This window comes from Kitasatospora hibisci (genome assembly GCF_043950205.1).
Lineage (GTDB): Bacteria > Actinomycetota > Actinomycetes > Streptomycetales > Streptomycetaceae > Kitasatospora > Kitasatospora hibisci.
In genome coordinates this window covers 20603-39832 of sequence record NZ_CP171642.1, presented here as the reverse complement: position 1 = coordinate 39832, position 19230 = coordinate 20603, and the positions used below count along the sequence as shown (strand labels likewise).

Genomic DNA, 19230 nt, shown 5'->3' with positions numbered 1-19230 from the left:
CCCGCTGCGCCGCGTGCTGGACGCGGCGAGGCCCCCGCTCCTCGGGCGGATTCTTGGGGTCCTCGCAACACCTGATGGCTATGTGGTCGTTAGTAGATCACGCAGGCGCTCGGCTGGGGTTCTCCAGTCGAGCGTTTTGCGTGGTCGGCCGTTGAGTTGTTGGGCGACGTGTTCGAGGTCTTCGGGGCTGTGGACGGACAGGTCGGTGCCCTTGGGGAAGTACTGCCGTAGCAGGCCGTTGGTGTTCTCGTTCGATCCGCGCTGCCAGGGTGAGTGCGGATCGCAGAAGTAGACCGGCACGCCCGTGGCCACGGTGAACTGCTTGTGCGCGGCCATCTCGCAGCCCTGGTCCCAGGTCAGCGAGCCGCGTAGGTGCTGGGGCAGGGTCTGGATCAGGGGCACCAGCACTTCCCGGACCTCCTCGGCGGTGTGCCCGCCGGGCAGGTGTCCGAGCAGGACGTAACGGGTGGAGCGCTCGACCAGGGTCACGATCGCGCTCTCGTTGCGGGTGCCGACGATCAGATCGCCTTCCCAGTGGCCGGGAACCGCCCGGTCCTCGACCTCGGCAGGGCGTTCGGAGATCATCACCATCTCGTCGACGAACCGGGACGTGCGCTGCTCCGGGCTGCGCTGCGGCTTGCGTCGGGTGCGCCCGGTGCGCAGTGCGAGTGCGACCTCGCGACGCAGCCCGCCGCGGGCCTGGACGTAGATCGCCTGGTAGACCGTCTCCGGACTCACCCGCATGCTGTCGTCGTCGGGGAACTCCATGACCAGAGCGTGACAGATCTGCTCGGGCGACCACCGTTTCCGCAGCCCGTCCGTGACGAACTCGCGCAGTGGACCGTCCTGGGCGAGCTTGGAGTCCTTGGGGCGCGCCCGGCTCCCGGCCCAGGCCCGCTGGGCGCGGTGCGGCCGGTAGAGGCCGTCGACGGAACGGGCATCGATCTCGCGTTTGACGGTGGAGGCCGGCCGGCCCAATGCCCGTCCGATCGCCCGCAGCGACCGGCCCTCACGGTGCAGGTCCGCGATCAGCTCCCGCTCGGCCACCGTCAAGAACCGGGGATGCAGCTCGGCCTCGACCGCCGCGAGGGACGGTGTGGCCTTGGAGGAAACGGTGCTGGTCATCCCCGTTGTGTAGTCGATCCTGCGCCCATCGGGGTATAGGCGCGCGTTGCCGATCTTGCGGATCCCGCGGTCCCAGTCCCGGGCGGTGCGCTCGTGGACCCCAACCCGTGCCGCGGCATCACGGCGTCGCACCCCGGACGCGCGTAGCCGCTCGTACTCCGCCCGGCCCGGATGCCCGCCCGTACCGGACTTCCCCCGGCCGCGGACACCGGCCTTCCGCGCCCAGCCGGCCGCCGTATGACGACTCACCCCGACCATCCGGGCAGCACCCGAGACGCTGCCGTCCTCCCGGTCCAACGCCTCGAAGAACCTCGCCTTCAACACCCCGAAATCCACGATCCCCGCAACTCCCTGAACTACAGGGTGTTGCGGGGATCGCTAGAACCCGCCTCGTGGGCGGGGGCCTCGTTGTGCGTGCCGGGGCCTACTCGTCGACCTGCTGGTGGGCCTGCTGGAGGGGGAGGCCGTCCTCGCCGGCCTTGCCGCGGGCGAAGATGCTGGCCAGGGCCAGCTTGGAGCAGGTGTTCTCGACGGTCTTGCGGGGGCGCCGGTCCTCGCTCTACACGCACGTCTCGCCCGACTACCGCGCCCGCACCGTCCGCGCCGCGCTGGACCGTATCGCCGCGCCACGCAAGGAGACCCCGTGACCCGCCAGACGATCACCTACTTCTGGAGGCTGCGCGAGATCATGGCCGCCTGCGGCCTGCACAACATCTCCGACCTGATCCCGCTGCTGACCGAACGCGGCATCACCCTGTCCGCCTCGCAGATCTACCGCCTTGTCGGCAGCCGACCGGACAGGATCTCCCTGACAGTCCTCGGCGCCCTGACCGACGCTCCGGAGTGCACCGTCGAGGACCTATGTGCCTTCCGCGTCGAGGCCACCGCGGTGCCCAAGGCGATCAAGGCCGGTCCCACCGTTATCGACCTCAACGCCACGATCCGGCCCAAGCGCGCCCGCGTCCGCCGTACCGACTGACCATGACAGGACGGATATGCCCACGCCGCCGGCACCATGGAGAACAGCACCGCTGGTGGGGACACCGCCCCGACGGCGTGATCTGCCCACGCTGCCACCTCGCCGAACAGATCACCAAGGTACTGGACGACTGCACGGGCCAGATTGCCCCCGCGCTCCTGCCCCTGCACCAAGCCGTTTGCACTCATCCCAATCCGGATGCCGGACTGGTCTGGCTGATCGGCAATCGGCACATCGCGCCGCTACTGGCCGACCTGGCCACCGGGCGGCTCCCTCTCAGCCACGAGAGCCTCAACGACCACCTGTCTCCGCAGTCCGTCATGCACCTGCGCGACCTGCTCGTCCAGCACCAGATCCTCGAACACCGCGACCGCTACCTGGTGCTCTTCGAGAACCGGCTCCGCCGCACCCTCGACGCTACCCACCACGACGAGGACCAGCAGCTCGTCCGCCGCTTCGCCACCTGGCACAGCGTTCGCCAACTCCGCCAACGCGCCGCCCGGGAGGCTCTCACCCCAGGCCTGACCGCCCGGCCCCGGCGAGAGATCAACTCCCCGAGCACCTTCCTGGCCTGGCTGCGCGAGCGCGGCTCCAGCCGGCAGGCGTGCACCCAGGCCCACCTCGACACCTGGATCAGCACCGGGAACACCAGCCGTCAGGGCAGCCGGGCCTTCATCGCCTGGGCCAGCAGGAACGGCAACATGCCCCGCCACCTGCGGCTTCCGTATCACCAGTGCACTCCTCGCGACACCATCACGCAGGAACAGCGGGTCCAGCTCCTACGCGACCTCCTCAACCCCGAGGCCGGGTACTTCCTGCGGGACCGCGCGGCAGCTCTCCTTCTCGCGCTGTTCGCCCAGCCACTGACCCGCTTCGCCGCGCTCGCCCTGGACGACCTTGACGTCAGCAGCGACGAAGTCCGCATCACTCTCGGCCCGCACGGCCCCGTCCCGGTCCCCGAGCCCTTCGGCCAAGTGCTCGGCGAGCACGCCGAGCACCGAGGCCCCCGCAACGTCATCGCCAACCCGACCAGTCCCTGGCTCTTCCCCGGCAACCGCCCGGGGCAGCACATCCACTCCACCTACCTGATGAACCAGCTGGCCAAGAACGGAATCCACCTTCTCGGCACCCGGCTCGCAGCCATCCGCGCCCGGGTCCTGGAGATGCCGCCCGCTGCCGCTGCCCAGGCACTCGGCTACACGCCCGAATGCGCCGAGGACCACGCCATCCAGGCCGGGGCGCCCTGGGCGACCTACGCCTCCCACCGACGCCAGTCCCGGACACCCTGAACCCAAAGCCAGCCCCACTCCATTCAGAGCCCAGCCAGCCCCATCCGGCCCGGTAATTCGATGGCGCAATGCGCACCGAACCTCGACCCTGGTCACCGTGCCAGAACCCAAGCATCAGATCCGCGCCCTCTATACGGCCTCCACGGTGACCGTCTACCAGGCATACGCTCCGGAAATCGGCCTGCCCGCCGCACAGGACGGTCGCTTTCCGGAGGCATGGAAGAGGGACCGAATGACGTGGATCAAACCGTCGTTCCTCTGGATGATGTACCGCTGCGGATGGGCGAGCAAGGAAGGCCAGGAGACCGTCCTCGCGATCGAACTCAGCCGTGAGGGCTTCGAATGGGCCCTGGGAAACGCCTGCCTGGCCCACTACGAACACGGCCTGCACCCCGACCGCGCCACCTGGAAACGCCAGTTGAAGCGAGCCTCGGCCCGAGTGCAGTGGGATCCCGAACGCGATCTGCACCTGCAGCCGCTTCCTCACCGCTCTCTTCAACTCGGCCTCGCCGGCGAGGCCGCGGAGCGCTACGCAGAGCAGTGGATCGTCTCGATCAACGACGTCACCGCACTCGCGCTTGCGATTCATGCCCATGTGAAGGACGGGGCTCTGGACGCCGCCCGGCAACTCCTTCCCGCCGAACGCCCCTATCCGTCGGGTGACACGCTTCTGGCCCACCTGAGCCACTGAGCCGGTCCCGCCCGCTTGAGACCACAGACTGCTCGTGCCGTCGCCGTTCGCCTGGGCAACTCACGACGATCCAATACGCGATGCCATCAGTAGTTGTGATGTTCGATCGGGGCGGGAATCGAAGAGTCCCAGATTGATGTGTCCGCCGTGTGGGCGAACTGGCCGGACCGAGACGGGATCGAGTTGACTGGTCCGATGCCGCCGACGCCAGAGCAGTCACACACCGACCTCGTTGCGATGGTCCAGAGCCTGTTGGAGAGCCATGCTCTGGAACGTTGGGAGCGGCCAACGGTCTTCCGGCTTCCCATGGACACGGGCCTGGACGAGTTGGCCGGGCTCAGGGCCACGCTGGGGCAGTGGTCGGGCCGGCCGCGCAGCCTGGCCCTGGACCGGTTCGTCGACCCGACCGTTACCGAGGCGCTGGGCCTCGCGCTGCTGGAGCCGTTCGGCGACGAGCTGGTGGAACTCGCCGGCTGGGGACACCGGGCCCACTGGATCGGCCTGGGCTGGATCGCCGTCGGCGACGGAACCGGAACTCAGCCGGTCGTGGTCTTCGCGGACCGCCCGGACCCCGCATGGGCCGGGCTCCCTGAAACAAGCACATGGATCGAGCGACTGTGCGCGATCACCGGCTGGCAGCCGAGAGAACGTCCAGCTGTCGACTGGCGGGCGGCGGAGGCCGCACTGGGGACGGCCTTGCCGGAGGAGTACAAGGAGATCGTCGACGTGTTCGGCCCCGGTAGCTTCGACGGATACGTCGACCTTCTCGTCCCGAACGGCAGCGGCTTGGACCTCATCGACTGGTCCAGGCCCCCTGCTGACCGGTTCGCTCCGCAGCCGGCGTTTCCGGCACCGCAGGGGCTGCTTCAGTGGGGCAGCTCCGAGCGGGAAGTTGACTTCGTCTGGCAGACCGGCGCGGCCGACCCGTCTGACTGGCCCGTGCTCGTCCGTACGGACTTCGACGGCGAGTGGCGGCGGTTCGACTGCAGTCTGGGCGAGTTCCTCGCAAGGCTGCTCACCGACGTCGGCCTCGGCTTCGCGCCGAGCTATCTGCTGGACAGTCACTTCTTCGAAAGCTGGGACCGCTGACCACGTTGGTCGAGGCGTGATGGCCAGGGAGTTCAACAGGCTCGCCGTAGTACGGGACCGGGTGAACACGTCGTTGATCTCACGGCGCCTGGCCCGTGTGCGGGGCCGGTCAGAGAGGGCGGGATACGGCCTGCGGTTCAAGGCATCACCGCCACGGTCGCTGGGAGATCGTTAGCGCACCCCTGGGCGACGTCCGCAGCGCGGACGGGTCCGTTGTCGGTGCCGACCGCGATGATGTCCCCATGATCGATGCATCCGCGACGCTGTCGTCCCCCTCCGCCTACGCCGAAGCGGTCGCCGCCGCCGTGCAGGCCGCCGCCGCGTACTACACCGACGGGGCCACACCGCTCGGGGACGACGAGTACGACGCGCTGGTGCGGTCGATCGCGACCTGGGAGGAGGTGCACCCGGACGAGGTCCTGCCGGACTCGCCCACCGGGAAGGTCGCCGGCGGCGCGGTCGTGGGCGATGTGCCACACAGCGTGCCGATGCTATCCCTGGACAACGTGTTCTCGTCCGAGGAGCTGGAGTCCTGGGCCGCAGGGCTGGAGCGCCGGCTGGACCGTAAGGTGAATGCCTGGTGCGTGGAGCCCAAGCTGGACGGCCTGGCGGTCGCGGCCCGCTACCGCTCCGGGCGCCTGCAGCGGCTGATCACCCGGGGCGATGGCCTGGCGGGCGAGGACATCAGAGGTCATTCTGAGCTGGTATGACGGTCTTGTGGTCGCCTGATCGTGTGGGTTTGGGCGGTTCGGGCCGGTCGGGCGGCTTGGTCCTGTTGGGCTGTCTGGGTGAGTGACCGCAAGCCCTACAAGAGCGACCTGTCCGATGAGCGGTGGGCGCTGATCGAGCCGGTGATCTCGGCGTGGAAGGCCGACCACCCGTCCCCGACCGGGCATCAGGGTCGGTACGAGATGCGGGAGATCGTCAACGCGATCCTGTACCAGGGCAGGACCGGCTGCCAGTGGGACTACCTCCCGCACGACCTGCCGCCGAAGTCGGCCGTCTACTACTACTTCGCGGCCTGGCGCGACGACGGCACGGACGTGAAGATCAACGACCTGCTGCGCTGGCAGGTCCGCGAGAAGGCCGGGCGCGCGGAGGACCCGAGCCTGGTCGTGATCGACACGCAGAGCGTCCGTGCGGCGGTGAACGTGCCCGCCACCACGACCGGGAAGGACGCGGCCAAGAAGGTGCCGGGCCGCAAGCGCGGGCTGGCGGTGGACGTCCTCGGCCTGGTCATCGCCGTGACCGTGCTGGCCGCCAGCGCCCACGACAACGCTTTCGGCATCGCGCTCCTCGGCCAGGTCGCCCCCATCGGCACCATCAAGAAGGCGCTGGTGGACCAGGGCTTCAAGAAGACCGTCGTCGAGCACGGCACCACGGTCGGCATCGACGTCGAGATCGTCGAACGCAACCCTACCGACAAGGGCGTCGGCTTCGTCCCGCAGGCCAAGAGGTGGATCGTGGAGCAGACGCTCGGCATCCTCATGCTGTTTCGGCGGCTCGTGCGGGACTACGAGAGCAGGCCGAAGTCCTCGGAGTCCAGGGTGCGCTGGGCAATGATCGACGTGATGGCGCGCCGCCTCACTGGCCAGACCACGCCCACCTGGCGCGGGTGACCGCATGGATGACCAGGTCGCACCGCTTCTGGAGCGGATCGACGCACGCGAACGCGAGCTCGCCGGCGATGCAGCCCGGATTCGCGCGCAGATGGACGAGCTCACCGCGCGCCTGCGTGAACTCGACGAGGAGATCGAGAGCCTGGCGGTGACCCGTAAGACGCTCCTCGCCCTCCCGCCGGCGACCCCGGAGCCAGCCGAGGAGCCACCCGTCCTGCCAGCCCACCCGGCCTACCAGCAGATCCTCGACGTCTTCGCCGACGCTGCTGGACCGATGCGTGCCCGCGACCTGTGCCAGGCCCTGGACCTCCCGCTCAAGTCGAAGAACATCGAGAGCACCCGGCACAAGCTCAAGCGCCTGGTCAACCTGGGCGTCCTCGCCGAGACCGAACCGGGCCTGTTCATCCGGCGCCGCCCGTAGCCACCCTCCGTTCCGGGCACCCGTCCGTCACAGCCGCCGCACTTGCCATCCGGCTCACGACGCGATCGCTAGTGACCCGTCATGCGGAGCCACTGCATCGTTGTGACGAGCTCTTCGCCGAAGTTCTCGCAGAGCGCGAGCAACTCGTGACCCGTGGACGAGTCGAGCAGCCCTGCGGAATCGGGGAGAACCCCGAGAGCACCGTGGCAGGCGGTCTCGACAGCGAAGTGGCGCGACGCGAAATAGCCCTCGCTCACCCGATCCGCCAGGTCGGCGAGGTATTGGCGGTGGGCTTCCTCCGAGGGGTGAGAGTAGAAGGAGCCCTCAACGAGACCGTCGAGGTAGTTCGCCAGGCTGGCCGAGGCTTCGACCACTCGCTCGACTTCGTCCACGCCAGGCTTGTCCAGCAGTTCGCCGAAGGTCAGCAGGTTGCTGATGATCTCCAACTGGAAGAGCTGGACCGTGTCCGGGTCAACTTCAGACGTGAAGAGCGGGGCCGTGCACAGCTCGGCGATTGCTCGCCGGTATGCGGCATCCGACCGTTCACCAGCAGGTGACGCCGCCAGTCGGAACAGCGACTCCAGCACAGACTGGTCGACGCCCCACTCTGCGTCCAACCCGAACGCGAGTATCGGCGCACGCCACCGCCACAGGGCCAGGACGGCAGCCTGACGCTGGTGGACGGGCTTCAGGTCCGCCAATCGCTCGATCCGCACCACGTTCTTGAGTCAGCCCTTCTGATCTACCGCCCGCCCCTTTACCTCGGGACACTGTAGAAGCCGACGCAGGACCACGTGACCGCCAGGACGGTGCCTGGCCCAAGCCAACTGCGGGAATCGGGCATACCGGCTCAGAATGTCCTCTCAGATGGGACACGGCGGCCGCGTAGGCCTCGATGTCGGCCAACTCGCCCACCTCCAGGGCGGGCGGCGGGGAAGCGAGCGTGCTGTCGGCGAGGACGTCCCTGGCCTCGCTGACCGCGTCCGCCCACCGCTCCAGCTTCGCGGCCAGCTTCTGCGTGGGCGTGTCGACCTCGCGCCGACGGCGCGCGTCGAGCGCCCGTCCCAGCTCGGCGTGGGCGGCAATGGCTTCCTTGACCGTCTCGTGGTCGCGCGCTGTCTCCTCCAGACGTGCCAGGAGCTGGTCCGCGGCCTTCCACGCGCCGGCGATGCTCTGCTCGGACGGGAGCTCGTCCGGCGAAGAGCGTGGGGGCCGGACCGAAGCCGGGAGCTCGTCGACCTCCTTCAGTAGGGCCTGCCGGTCGGCCTCGCCCTGCAACTGCGCCTTGTCCAGCCGCTTGCGCTCGCGCTGCAACCGGGCACGGCGCCGCTTGAGCTCGGTGCGGGCCCCCTCGTTCTCCGCCTGCGCCGCGGCCAGCTCCTCGCGGGCCTTCAGGTGCGCGGCGACGAGGTCCGTCTCGGCTCCGCGCAGCGGCTTGAGCAGCGCGGTGACCGCGCGCGTGACTTGGCCCCGGCTCTTCGGCTCGCCCATGCTGAACGCTTCCACCTGGGCGGACGCCTCCACCAGCACCGCGTCCAAGGCATCGGCCGCGGCGGGCGCACAGGCGGAACGCATGGCCCCCACCAGCTCCCGCACCTGTACCAGGGCCGCGCTCCGGCGTTCACCGGCGGCCAGGTATTCACCCCGATGCTTCTCGGCCGTCCTCTCTGCCGCTCCCAGTTCGGTGGCGGCCTCCACCTTGGCGGAGATCCCCGCGTTGAACGCGTCCACGCGCTTGCGCACCTCGCGCTTCGCCCGGTCCAGCGCCTTGCGGTCAAGAGGGGGCGGGGGAGTGAACCCCTCCGGAGCCGGCTGGGCACACACCGGACATGTATCCCCGGCCACCAGACCGGCCCCGGCCGTGTGGGCCGACTCGCAGCGCTGCACCGCGATCAGGTTCTCCTGCGTGGCGTCGCAGGCGTCCTGCAGCACACCCAGGTCGTCCTCCAGCACGACAAGGCGGCCGCTCAGGCCCTCGACCGACTCGAGCGCTGCCTGCTCCGAAGCCCGATGGCCGGCCTCGCTGACGGCCTCCTGCAGCGCCGCCCGCAACGCCTCACCGATCCGCTCACCATCCGCGCGGGCGTCGTTGGCCGCGCATTCGACCGTCTCGGCCGCCTCGGCGAGCGCCTTGGCCTGGAGCTCACGCTCGTCCAGATCCGCCCGCGCCTGCGTGTCCTCCTCCACCTGCTCGTCGTGGGCGAGCTGCTCCTGCCCGAGCCGCTCCTCGCGGGCGGCCAGGGCGGTGATCCGTTCGGGCAGGCGTGCCAGCACCACCGAGGCCGCGGACAGGGAATTGACGGTGTCTCCGGCCTGCTGCGCCGCGTCCACCGCGGCCTGGGATGCCTCCAGCTTGGCGGTCAGCTCCATGGCGGTCGATGCCTGCAAGGCCGCTTCGGCGTCGATGTCCGCCTTGACGCGGGCCAGTTCGGCCATCGTGGTGTCCGCGCCTGCGACCCGACGCCCCCGCAGTGACCGTGCCGACTTGTCCAGGTCCGTCTTGCGCTGGTTGCGCTCCACCGCCCGGCCTTGCGCGTCCCGCAACCGGTCCAGCCGCTCGCGCCGCTGTACGGCGACGCCACGGGTCTGCTCGATTTCCAGTTCCGCCTGGGCGGCACTGCCCTGCGGATCACGCAGGAGGGAATTGCGGGCCTCGACGGCATCGGCGATGCCGTCCCGCAGGCCTTCCACGCGCAAGACCGTGTGCTTGCGCACGCGCTCCAGTTCATTGATGCCGAAGACATGCCGCAGGATCTCCGCGCGGACGGCGTTGCCGGCCTTCAGGAGCACGTCGAACTTGCCCTGGCGTAGCAGGACCGTGCTGACGAAGCCGTCCCAGTCCAGGCCGATGATGCGGGTGACCTCCGCGGTCACCGCCGTCATGTCGTCGAACTTCTGACCACCGCCGTCGTCGAACAGGGGCTCCAGCACCGCCTTGGGGTGTTTGCGCTTCTCGCCCAGCTCCCGGGCGACCCGCCACAGTCGGCCGTTCATCTCGAACTCGAAGGACACCGCCATGCGGGTGCAGCCCTGGCTGATCAGCTCGTACCCCCTCGCCCCCCACGAGGTCCTGCCGTAGAGGGCGAAGATGATCGCTTCGAGGATCGTGGACTTGCCGGCGCCGGTCGGGCCCAGGATCCCGATCAGTCGCTTGTCGGTGAAGTCGACGGTGCACGAGCCGGGGTAACTGCGCATTCCGGCGAAGGTGAGTTTGCGCGGCTTCATGACGCCTCCCGCGTCCAGCGGTCTTCCAGCGCAGCGCGCAGCAGCAGCTCCGATGGTGGCGGTGGCGGTGTCTCGTCGTCGAGTTCGCCGAGGAGTTGGGCGAAAGCGGTGACGGTGGACTGTGCGGCGCCGCCGGTCAGTCCCTGGTCGGCCAGGTAGGCGCGGAAGGCTTCCGGCAGTGTCGGGGTCTCAGCCGGGCCGGGGTCCACGACGGAGTCGCCGACGGCGTCGCCTGCCGGCAGGGCCCGGCACAGGATCGCGTTGGGGACGATCTCGGCGACCTTGAGGGTCAGTCGCGCGTCGGGCTCCTCGCCGTTGATCTCCGCCTTGAGGAACACTGCGTCGAACTCGGCCGCGCGGGCCCGGAGCTCGTCCAAGGTTCCCTTGAACCGGTGCAGGGGGCGGCCACTGGTCAGGGGCCGGGGCACAGGCTTGGCCGGGCGTCCCGGGTCGACCTGGACGATCGAGACGCTCTTGACGTCGTCGACCTCGCCGAAGTCGAACTGCAGCGGACTGCCGGCGTAGCGGGCGATTCCCAGCCCGTTCGTGTTCAGGGTCTGGGGTCCGTGGATGTGGCCGAGCGCGGCGTAGGAGACCTGGGGAAGGTCCGCGGTCGGGATCGCGTAGGCTTCGTCCACGTCCACGGCGCGCTCGCTGTGGGAGAGCGTCGCGCCGGCGACGAACACGTGGGCCGCGAACACCAGGACGTCCCGGTCGGGGTCGGCGCCCTCCTGCAGGCCGGCCATCAACTCCGCCTGTACCGCCCGCATCCCCTCGGCGGAGTCGGCGTGGGCCGGGCCGAACGCGGACGAGCGCCGCCAGAACCGGTTCGGATGCACGAACGGCATGACAGCCAGACGGATCCGCTGCTCACCCCCGCAAACGGGGAATGTGAGGATCCCTCCGTCTTCGGCCGGACGCAGCTGATCGACGAAGAACAGGCCGCGGCCCCGGGACGGCCCGCTCACGTAGTTCAGGAACTCGAAGTACGTGGGGGAGTCGTGGTTGCCGGCCAGCACCACGGTCGGCGCGACGGCGGCGAGCTGGTCCAGAGTGCGCATGGCCCGGATCAGATCCCGCGAGCTGGGGCGCGAGGAGTCGAACAGGTCCCCGCTGTGAATGATCAGGTCCGGCACGGTCTCCTGGGCGATCGCGACGATCTCCGCCAAGACGGCGTCGAAGTCCTCCTCGCGCGAATGCTGGTACAGGGTCCGGCCCAGGTGCCAGTCGGACGTGTGGAGCAGTTTGCTCATGCCTTCGTTGCGCCCTTCCAATAGCGAGGCGTCACAGGGCACACCAGTGGTGCCTTACGAGCCAGGGACTGTACACGAGAAACAGGGGAAAAATAGGAACCTTGAGTCTCTGCTAGGATGCCCCCATGCACGAGCACCTGGACGCCCTCGAGAAACGCATGCAGCAGCTGCAGCACGCGATGCGGCAGGCCCTCGCGCACCACGACAACGACCAGGTCAACGCGCTGCGCCAAGAGCTACGGCGCACTCAGAACGCCTGGGACGCCCTGTTCAGCCCCGCCGAAGAACCCCCGCCCGCCCACCGGGCCCCCGAAGCCCCGGCCGCGGCCGGCAACGTCGAACGGCAACTCGGCGTCCCGACAGCCCGCGAGCAAGTCCGCCAGGCACTGACACTCCTCACCGTCCCCGCCGCACCGAAACTGCTCAGCCAGGTCCACCAGGCCTTCTTCTTCCACCCGCTGAACACCGCGCGCCTGGCCACCCTGCGCCGAGACGAGGAACGCTCCTTCCGGGCCACCCCCGACCGCCGCTCCTTCTACATCTGCCCGGCACTGGCCTGCGACCGGCTCTCCCCAGTGCGCGCCCTGCTCGCCCTGAGCACCTGGCCGCTGGAGCAGCGCCTCGTCGGCCCGCTCACGGCCCGCGTCAACTTCCTCACCTCGGCACTGCGCCTCGCGGACGCCGCCGAGCAACTCCCCGGCGGCACCTGGCCGCTGCCCGTACAGCAGCTCCTGCTCTACTACAACCGCAACATCCCCGGCTGCCCCGACACGCGAGGCCAGGTCGACCTGGACGCGCTGCGCGAAGCCGCGGCCGCCGAACTGGCGATCCACGCCGACGACGACGCGGACACCCGCGCCGAGGCGTCCCGGCGCGCACTTACGACCCTCGACGCCACAGACCAGATCTTCGGCGCCCCCCTGCACGACGCCAAGCGCCAGCGCCGCATTTCATAAGCACCCCTCTCGACCGCACGGCTGTGCCCTGTCCGTCCTAGGAAGACAGTTGAGTCCGCTCGACCCACGGCTGGACGTTCTACGAGGAACGCCCCGGCAACTCCCGCACAACGCACGCACCCTGTCCGCGCTGACGGCCAACCCGAGCTGCGACCGCAGAGTCCTGCTGGACGCGTCCGGCATCGACAAGGACGCACTCGCCGCCCACCTGGGCGCGCCGCCGCCGCTCCGCGAGTCCCAACTCGCCCTCGACGCAGGCATCGCCTTCGAGCGGAGCGTGACCGCCCAAGGCGGCGCGGAACTCGTACGGCTCCTGCGGCAAACCCTCGGCTTCACCCTTCCCGAGGTCGGCTACGACGACCTCAACTCCGTCGCCACCGACGACAACACCTCACCCCAGCAACTGCGCCACGCCCACACCCGCCAGCTCGTCCTCAACGCAGCGCAGGGAAAGTCAGGCGACCACACCCTGCTCGACCACCCCGTCCTCAGCCTGACCGTCGCCGGACACCTTGTACACCTGGAACCCGACGCCGTCGCCTTCCAACACCACGGCGTCTTCTACGTCGTGGAGATCAAGTCCTTCCCCGTCATCGACGGCCAAGCCGACGAAACCCAGGTCGGCTGGGCGCTGGTCCAAGCCGCCGCCTACGTGCTGGCCCTGCGAGAAGTCCTCGCTGGCGCAGGCCTGCCACCAGACCGCGTCTCCGACACCGTCGTCCTGATCAATCCCCTCAACTTCTCCCGCGTGCCCACGGCCACGCTCTGTAACGCCCGCAAGAAGATCAAATCACTGCGCCGTCACCTCGACCGGCTCCGCCGCATCCCGGAACTGCTGGACAAGTTTCCCACCGGCACCAGCCTGGACCTGCTGCTCGACCACACCGGGCAACCCACCAGGCCCCGCACCGAGCTCGAAGCGGCTCTCACTACCCTGCTACCCCACTACACCCCGGGATGCCGCGAACACTGCGACCTCGCCCTGTACTGCCGCCAGGAGGCGCGCACCCAAGGCAGGGTTGAGGTGCTGGGCTCAGACCCGAATCCGCAGGTAGTGATCGGCGGCCAGCCAGTTGATCTCTGTGCTGGCCGTCGGCGCGGGTCCGGCGCGTGCGGGCAGGACGATGTCCCGGCTGGCGCGTCGGGTGGGCGGCTTTCCAGGGCTGGTGCGGGTGGTTCGGGCCCGGTCGGGCGGGCCGGTCAGACGGCTGGGAGGTGCCGGTGAGCGCGGATCCGGGCGAGCGTGTTGGCGATCAACTCACCTGCCGTGGCGGTGAAGTGGAGTTCGTGGCGACGGGCGGTGACCGTGCAGCGGGCGGCCCGGCGGATCAACAGGCGACGCACGGTCGCGATGCGGCGCCGGGCCGTGTCCAGCGGGCTGAGCATCTGCAGCCACGCGGTGAGGTTGTAGGCCAGCAGCGCGCCCCACATCCACATGCTGTTGACCGCGTGGGAGCCGGACGGCAGATGGTTCAGGCCGGCGCCGTGGGCAGTGTCGCGGAACAACTCCTCGATCCGGGTGCGGCGGCGAAACTCCCACTCCGCCACCGCGATCTCCTCGTCCAGGTCCAGGTTCTCGTTGGTGGCGATGAACGAGTAGGCATACGCGGTGTCGGCGATGCCGTCCAACACGAGGGCGAGCTGGTCCTTGCCGACGGTGCGCGAGCGGCGCGAGCGCGGGTCGGCGGACAGTACGGCGGCGTCGTAACGCACCCGGCGCGCGATCACCCGGGTGCCGTCGGGCCATCCGGTGGGCACGTAGTCCAGCAGTGCGACCTGCGCGCCCGGGTAGTCCAGAGCGTCGGTCCAGTCGTCCTCGTGCACGCGGGCCACCGCCCGCCACAGTGGCTGGCTGCGCGGGACGCCGAGTCGGAACAGGCATCCGCGGACGGCGATCTTCTCGGCGACCCTGCCCGCGTAGTAGCCCGAGTCGCCCTGGAACAGGACCGGGCCCGTCGCGCCGGCCGCGCGCACCGCGTCCACCGCCCGGTCGACCTGGCCCGGTGCGTGGGTGCGTCCGTCGGAGCGGCCGTCGAGCAGGTCGGCGGCCAGCACGGTGCCGGTCTGGGCCCAGTGCGCGGCGTGTACCCGCCCGGCGATCTCGCCCTTGTAGGAGCGTACGACCTGCTCCTTGCGCACCGAGTAGACCTCGACGTCCTTGGCGTCCATGTCGATCGTCACCCGCCCGGCTAGCACCCGGGCCCGCTCGCCGACCGGCAGCGCGGACAACGCGCTCGCGGTGACCTGCGCACACCCCGCCTCGATGCCCTCGCGCCGGGCCTGGTCGAACCGGGTGGCCAGCGTGGCGGCCGTCGTGGACGGCGGAACGGGCGCGGGCAGCAGAGCCTCACCGACCCGATCGGCCCGCAGCCGGTCGAAGCCGACCAGATGGTCCTCGCCGGTCAGCTGCACCACAGCCATGGCCAGCGCGAACTCCCCGCCCGAAAGTCCCCGATCACGTGCTTTGACCGGCCCGATCCCCGCGTCCAGCGCGGCGGTGACACCCAACGCCCGGTCCAGCTCGGCCACCAGCACCAAGCCGCCGTTCTCCGTCAGCGACCCGTCCGGCACACCCACCCGCGCCCGCAACCGGCTCCAGCGACGGCCGGGGGTGCGGGAGGTGGTACGGCGGCGCGATATCGTCTTCACTCGACAGGTGCACTTTCACGTTTGAGCTGGTCACGGCGTAGGAACCTTGATCTTCTCAAACCGGCAGTGCACCTGTCGTCGTATCAGCTACCAACCGCTTCCACTACCTGCGGATTCGGGTCAGACGTCCGCGACGACACCGCCGGCATCGACACCTTCACCGCGGCCCTGGCCCTCGTCGACGGACAACTGCACCCCGCACGCGACCGCACCGACATCGTCCACGCCCTGCGCCACGCGCAGCGCGTCCACCAAGACCTCGAGGCGGGCATCGCATGAGCCAGCTCGTGTCACTGCTGCGAATGCGAGCAGCCGCCACCGGCCACGCCCAGCGAGCCAGCCACCTGCGCCACCACCACCTCAGTGCACAGCCGTTGATGCTGCTGGCGCTGAACCGGACAGGCGCCGAGGCAAGCCCCCTGGCCGTCATGCTGGGCACCGACCAAGCCCGCCCCCAACTGCTGGTGGCGTCGCCCTCGGGAACCGCAACGCCGATGCTCACCGCCCTGGCAGGCGAACTCGCCCACTACATCGACACCCGCCAGCAGCGCAGAGAGACCCTGCCCGCCACCTCCACCCAGGAAGCAACCTTCCGATACACCGACGCCCCCCAGATCCTGGTGCCCAACCCGCAGACCGTGAACTACCTGCGAAAGCTGGGGCGCAAGCTGAGGTTCCGCCCCACCGACGCGCAGACACCCACCGCCGACTCCATCCCCCGTCTGGGGCAATGGCTCACCTTCTTCGCGGACCGCGCCGAGATCCCGGGAGCAGCCTCCCTGCTGGCGATGACCGACCTGCTCGCCGCGCACTGGATCACCGGCCAGAGCCCGCTGGAAGATCAGGACCTTGCCGCCCTGCTGGCCTGGATCGACCCGCCCCGCCACGCCGCCTCGGGACTGCAGGCCGCCCTCGAGGCAGAAGCGGCCGCGACCCACCGCTCGGCGGGACCGGTCACCGACGCGGCCTTCGACAACCAGCAGTTGGCGCCCCTCCTCAAGGCCCACTCGCGGGCATCCAAGCACGACAAGGCCGGCATCCTGAAAGAACTCGACGACCTGCTGGCCGACCACCTGCAGCCGACCTGGAACCAGATGTGGCAGGCCTTCGGGCTCCTGCACGGGTTCCCCGAGGCCGACGGCGTCAAGCGCCGCTGGAGCCACGAACGCGGCCAGTTCACGAAGAAGAGCAACCACCTGGCCCAGGATGGGCCTCCCGAGCCGGCACGGGACAGCGCCGTCGCCGCAGCGATCGGCCTGGCTCGCAGGGAACACGCCACCGCCGTCTTCGACGCCGAACTCGCCGCCGACGACCCGTTCGCACGGGCGGAGCTGCGGACCACCGGCGACGCATTCGGCGGCTCCGTGACCGCCGTCGACATCGAGCACATCACCCGCGGCCCCACCGGGCGCCCCCGATGGCGCCCGCGGTTCACCATGTCCACCCAAGACCCTGTGCGGCTGGAGCCCGGCCAAGCCCTCGCCTGGCACGGTCACCGCAAGTCTCGTTACAGGATCCTTGAGGTGACCCCCCGCGACGACGACACCCTCGTCGAGCTTGAGGTCTTCGAGGGCATGAACACCGCAGCCCGACCCAACTACACCGTCATCCCCGAAGCCGGCGTCTTCCTCGTTCTCACCATCGCACCCGACTACTACCGCATGCCGGAGTTCCCCTCCCGGGACCAGACGCCCTGGACCCACGGCGGACCCCCGCCCGACCGCCCCGACGCCGTCGAGGAGGAGCCGTGACCAACCCTGACCAGCAGTCGCCCCAGCAACTGGCCCACAAGGCGAGCCACGCGATCCTCGACCAACTACCCCAGCTGACCCACCGAGGACTTGTCGTGGACTCCCCGCCGGGCGCAGGCAAAACCACACTGGTCGTCCAGGCTGCGGAAGCCCTCGCGCAAACCGGCATCCCCTGCATCGTCATCGCCCAGACCAACAGCCAGGTCGACGATCTCGTCCGCCGCCTCGCCGCATCCCCCCACAACCTGAAGACCGCACGGCTCACTGGCCAGGACTACACCCTTCCCGACGACCTGCTCATGCTGCCCCGCACACGGATCAGCACCCGCATCAACGACCTCGAAACCGCGCACGTCATCGTCGGCACCGCCATGAAGTGGGCGACCGTCCGCGACCGGCAGTGGCCCTGGGCCATCATCGACGAGGCCTACCAGATGCGCTCCGACGTGTTGCTGCTGACCGCCCGCCTGTTCGACAAGGCGCTGTTCGTCGGAGACCCCGGGCAGCTTGACCCGTTCTCCACGGTGCAGACACACCGCTGGCAAGGCCTCGCCCACGACCCCATGAGCAGCGCCGTCGCCGTCCTTCTGGACAAGAACCCCAACCTGCCCGTCCATACCCTGCCCGTGTCCTGGCGCCTGCCCCCATCAGCCATCCCCCTGATCAGCGACGCCTTCTACCCGTTCACACCGTTCCACGCCGGAACCCGCGACGCCGACCGGGCCCTCACGTTCACCACCGCCGGCATCCGTAGCCCCTACGACCCGGCGATCGAACACGCCGCGCAGACCGGATGGGCACTGATGGAGCTGCCGGCTCGGTACACCCAGCACACCGACACCGAAGCCCTCCACACCACCCTCGGCATCGCCGAGCGGCTCCTGACACGCATCACACACGTCACCGACGAAACCGAACCGCAGCCACATCCCCTCCGCCCTCGCGACATCGCCATCGGCGTCGCCCACCGCGGCCAGGCCCGCCACCTGCGCCTGCTGCTGGCTCAGCACTACCCTCGGCTTCAAGGCGTCACCATCGACACCGCCAACCGGCTCCAGGGGCACGAGTTCAGCGTCACCATCGTCCTGCACCCCCTCTCCGGCCGCTCCGACGCCTCCGCCTTCCACCTCGAAGCCGGCCGGCTGTGCGTCCTGACCACACGCCACCGACACGCCTGCATCGTCGTCGCCCGCGCCGGTATCGCCCAACTCCTCGACGCACACCCCTCCAACGAACCCGAACACCTGGGAGCCACCACCACGATCCCGGACGGCTGGGAAGCCAACCACACCGTCCTCGAACACCTGGCCCGACACGCGGTCGGCCCGGGGCAACCCCGGTACTGACCTCGGCGCTTCAGGGTGATGGCGGTGGGAGGACGAGCGAGAGTCCGGTGCCAGTGAGGAAACCGTCGAGGACGTCAGCGCGGTCGCTGGAGGCGGTTGCGGACGAGGACTTCGAGCTGGTCGAGGGCAACGCTGGCGAGGTTCACGGTACGCCGTCATAGCCACTCAACAAGATCCGCCTGCACTACCTCCTCAACGACCCCGTGCACGTCTACCGCTCCCCGGACCGGCCCGGCGGCGTCAGCCGCCCGGCCCTCCACAAGATGCTGGAGATCAAGGTCGTCGAACTCGGCGACCACGTTCACGGACTCGGCAGGCCGATCCACCTCACCGACCTCGGCCAGCGCGTTGTCATCGCCACGAAGGCGACCGGCCAGTGAGGTCCGACGGCGACCTGCTCCACCGCGACCGGCACGAGCTCACGCACAGCCTGACGGCGCCTGGGTCGATGCCACCCTGGCGACTATCCGGGACCTCGGGCGAGCCCAGCCCGGCCTCCTGGTGCACGGTGGTTACCACGCCCGCAACATCCCGGCGGCCGCCCGCGCACCGTGGCTGGCCATCCACCCCAAGGGCGTTGCAGGTGACCCCGCCTACGGCGCCGGCACCCTGGTCAAGGCCCGCGCCGGGCAGATCCACGACTGCGGTGATCTGCGCCGCGCAGTGCACCGCTTCGGCGGACGGCGCCGAGTTCCTCCTTGCAGCACGGAGGACCCGACCTCCGCCATGCTGGTGTGCCTCCTTCGAGGAGCCTCAAGCGGGGCGATCGTGTTGTCGGCCGACCGGTGTTGTGTGATCAGTTTCCTTGTCGGGTGAGCTGGCGAGTACGGTCTGCTG

The 19230-nt window shown here is 69.5% G+C and carries 19 protein-coding genes and 1 pseudogene; 15 read left to right on the top strand and 5 right to left on the bottom strand.

What is annotated here, in order from left to right; genetic code table 11:
- Positions 1-78: 78 nt before the first annotated feature.
- Positions 79-1257, bottom strand: coding sequence for an IS30 family transposase (locus tag ACF9IK_RS00145; protein ID WP_395298423.1), 1179 nt, complete (start codon positions 1255-1257; stop codon positions 79-81).
- 389 nt (positions 1258-1646) lie between these two features.
- Here ACF9IK_RS00145 and ACF9IK_RS00140 point away from each other — a divergent pair, with 389 nt between their 5' ends.
- The 8 genes and pseudogenes from ACF9IK_RS00140 (at position 1647) to ACF9IK_RS00105 (ending at position 7213) form a co-directional block, all read left to right on the top strand.
- Positions 1647-1772 carry a hypothetical protein gene (locus tag ACF9IK_RS00140; RefSeq protein WP_395292186.1) on the top strand — a complete coding sequence of 42 codons (126 nt, stop codon included), beginning with the start codon at positions 1647-1649 and terminating at the stop codon, positions 1770-1772.
- The gene (locus tag ACF9IK_RS00135; RefSeq protein WP_395292185.1) at positions 1769-2104 is read left to right on the top strand and encodes a helix-turn-helix domain-containing protein; all 336 of its coding nucleotides are present in this window, start codon (positions 1769-1771) and stop codon (positions 2102-2104) included. The genes ACF9IK_RS00140 and ACF9IK_RS00135 overlap by 4 nt, the downstream gene beginning before the upstream one ends.
- A gap of 2 nt (positions 2105-2106) precedes the next feature.
- On the top strand, positions 2107-3393 hold the full coding sequence (locus tag ACF9IK_RS00130) for a hypothetical protein (RefSeq protein WP_395292184.1): 1287 nt from the start codon (positions 2107-2109) through the stop codon (positions 3391-3393).
- Positions 3394-3490: 97 nt separating this feature from the next.
- Positions 3491-4084 (top strand): DUF4291 domain-containing protein, encoded by a 594-nt coding sequence (locus ACF9IK_RS00125; protein WP_395292183.1) that lies wholly within the window; start codon positions 3491-3493, stop codon positions 4082-4084.
- A gap of 138 nt (positions 4085-4222) precedes the next feature.
- Positions 4223-5173, top strand: a complete 951-nt coding sequence (locus ACF9IK_RS00120; protein WP_395292182.1) for a hypothetical protein — start codon at positions 4223-4225, stop codon at positions 5171-5173.
- 242 nt (positions 5174-5415) lie between these two features.
- Positions 5416-5859: pseudogene (locus ACF9IK_RS00115) on the top strand (NAD-dependent DNA ligase LigA); the annotation flags it as partial.
- A gap of 102 nt (positions 5860-5961) precedes the next feature.
- A complete protein-coding gene (locus ACF9IK_RS00110; protein WP_395292181.1) occupies positions 5962-6792 on the top strand; it encodes an IS5 family transposase in 831 nt (276 codons plus the stop codon).
- Positions 6793-6796: 4 nt separating this feature from the next.
- Positions 6797-7213, top strand: coding sequence for a hypothetical protein (locus tag ACF9IK_RS00105; RefSeq protein WP_395292180.1), 417 nt, complete (start codon positions 6797-6799; stop codon positions 7211-7213).
- Between the two features lie 68 nt (positions 7214-7281).
- Here ACF9IK_RS00105 and ACF9IK_RS00100 read toward each other — a convergent pair whose 3' ends face one another.
- The 3 genes from ACF9IK_RS00100 to ACF9IK_RS00090 are packed head-to-tail and all read right to left on the bottom strand — an operon-like array spanning position 7282 to position 11691.
- Positions 7282-7800 (bottom strand): hypothetical protein, encoded by a 519-nt coding sequence (locus tag ACF9IK_RS00100; protein ID WP_395292179.1) that lies wholly within the window; start codon positions 7798-7800, stop codon positions 7282-7284.
- Positions 7757-10438 carry an AAA family ATPase gene (locus ACF9IK_RS00095; protein ID WP_395292178.1) on the bottom strand — a complete coding sequence of 894 codons (2682 nt, stop codon included), beginning with the start codon at positions 10436-10438 and terminating at the stop codon, positions 7757-7759. Before ACF9IK_RS00095 ends, ACF9IK_RS00100 begins: the two co-directional genes overlap by 44 nt.
- Entirely contained in the window at positions 10435-11691 is a 1257-nt protein-coding gene (locus tag ACF9IK_RS00090; RefSeq protein WP_395292177.1) for a metallophosphoesterase family protein, read from the bottom strand. The genes ACF9IK_RS00095 and ACF9IK_RS00090 overlap by 4 nt, the downstream gene beginning before the upstream one ends.
- A gap of 125 nt (positions 11692-11816) precedes the next feature.
- Between ACF9IK_RS00090 and ACF9IK_RS00085 the strand changes: the two genes are divergently transcribed.
- Positions 11817-12647, top strand: a complete 831-nt coding sequence (locus ACF9IK_RS00085) for a hypothetical protein (RefSeq protein WP_395292176.1) — start codon at positions 11817-11819, stop codon at positions 12645-12647.
- A 49-nt stretch (positions 12648-12696) separates the two neighbouring features.
- Positions 12697-13872, top strand: coding sequence for a hypothetical protein (locus tag ACF9IK_RS00080; RefSeq protein WP_395292175.1), 1176 nt, complete (start codon positions 12697-12699; stop codon positions 13870-13872).
- Here the strand turns inward: ACF9IK_RS00080 and ACF9IK_RS00075 are convergent.
- Positions 13848-15296 (bottom strand): IS1380 family transposase, encoded by a 1449-nt coding sequence (locus ACF9IK_RS00075; protein WP_395292174.1) that lies wholly within the window; start codon positions 15294-15296, stop codon positions 13848-13850. The two genes, ACF9IK_RS00080 and ACF9IK_RS00075, sit on opposite strands and share 25 nt — an antisense overlap.
- 66 nt (positions 15297-15362) lie before the next feature.
- Here ACF9IK_RS00075 and ACF9IK_RS00070 point away from each other — a divergent pair, with 66 nt between their 5' ends.
- The 5 genes from ACF9IK_RS00070 to ACF9IK_RS00050 all read left to right on the top strand — a co-directional run bounded on the left by ACF9IK_RS00070 (position 15363) and on the right by ACF9IK_RS00050 (position 19209).
- Entirely contained in the window at positions 15363-15575 is a 213-nt protein-coding gene (locus tag ACF9IK_RS00070; protein ID WP_395292173.1) for a hypothetical protein, read from the top strand.
- On the top strand, positions 15572-17047 hold the full coding sequence (locus ACF9IK_RS00065) for a hypothetical protein (protein WP_395292172.1): 1476 nt from the start codon (positions 15572-15574) through the stop codon (positions 17045-17047). The genes ACF9IK_RS00070 and ACF9IK_RS00065 overlap by 4 nt, the downstream gene beginning before the upstream one ends.
- Complete coding sequence (locus ACF9IK_RS00060; protein WP_395292171.1) at positions 17044-18393, top strand: AAA family ATPase; 1350 nt, start codon at positions 17044-17046, stop codon at positions 18391-18393. Before ACF9IK_RS00065 ends, ACF9IK_RS00060 begins: the two co-directional genes overlap by 4 nt.
- A 203-nt stretch (positions 18394-18596) precedes the next feature.
- A complete protein-coding gene (locus ACF9IK_RS00055) occupies positions 18597-18773 on the top strand; it encodes a hypothetical protein (protein WP_395292170.1) in 177 nt (58 codons plus the stop codon).
- Positions 18742-19209, top strand: coding sequence for an aminoglycoside phosphotransferase family protein (locus ACF9IK_RS00050; RefSeq protein WP_395292169.1), 468 nt, complete (start codon positions 18742-18744; stop codon positions 19207-19209). The genes ACF9IK_RS00055 and ACF9IK_RS00050 overlap by 32 nt, the downstream gene beginning before the upstream one ends.
- Positions 19210-19230 lie beyond the last annotated feature (21 nt).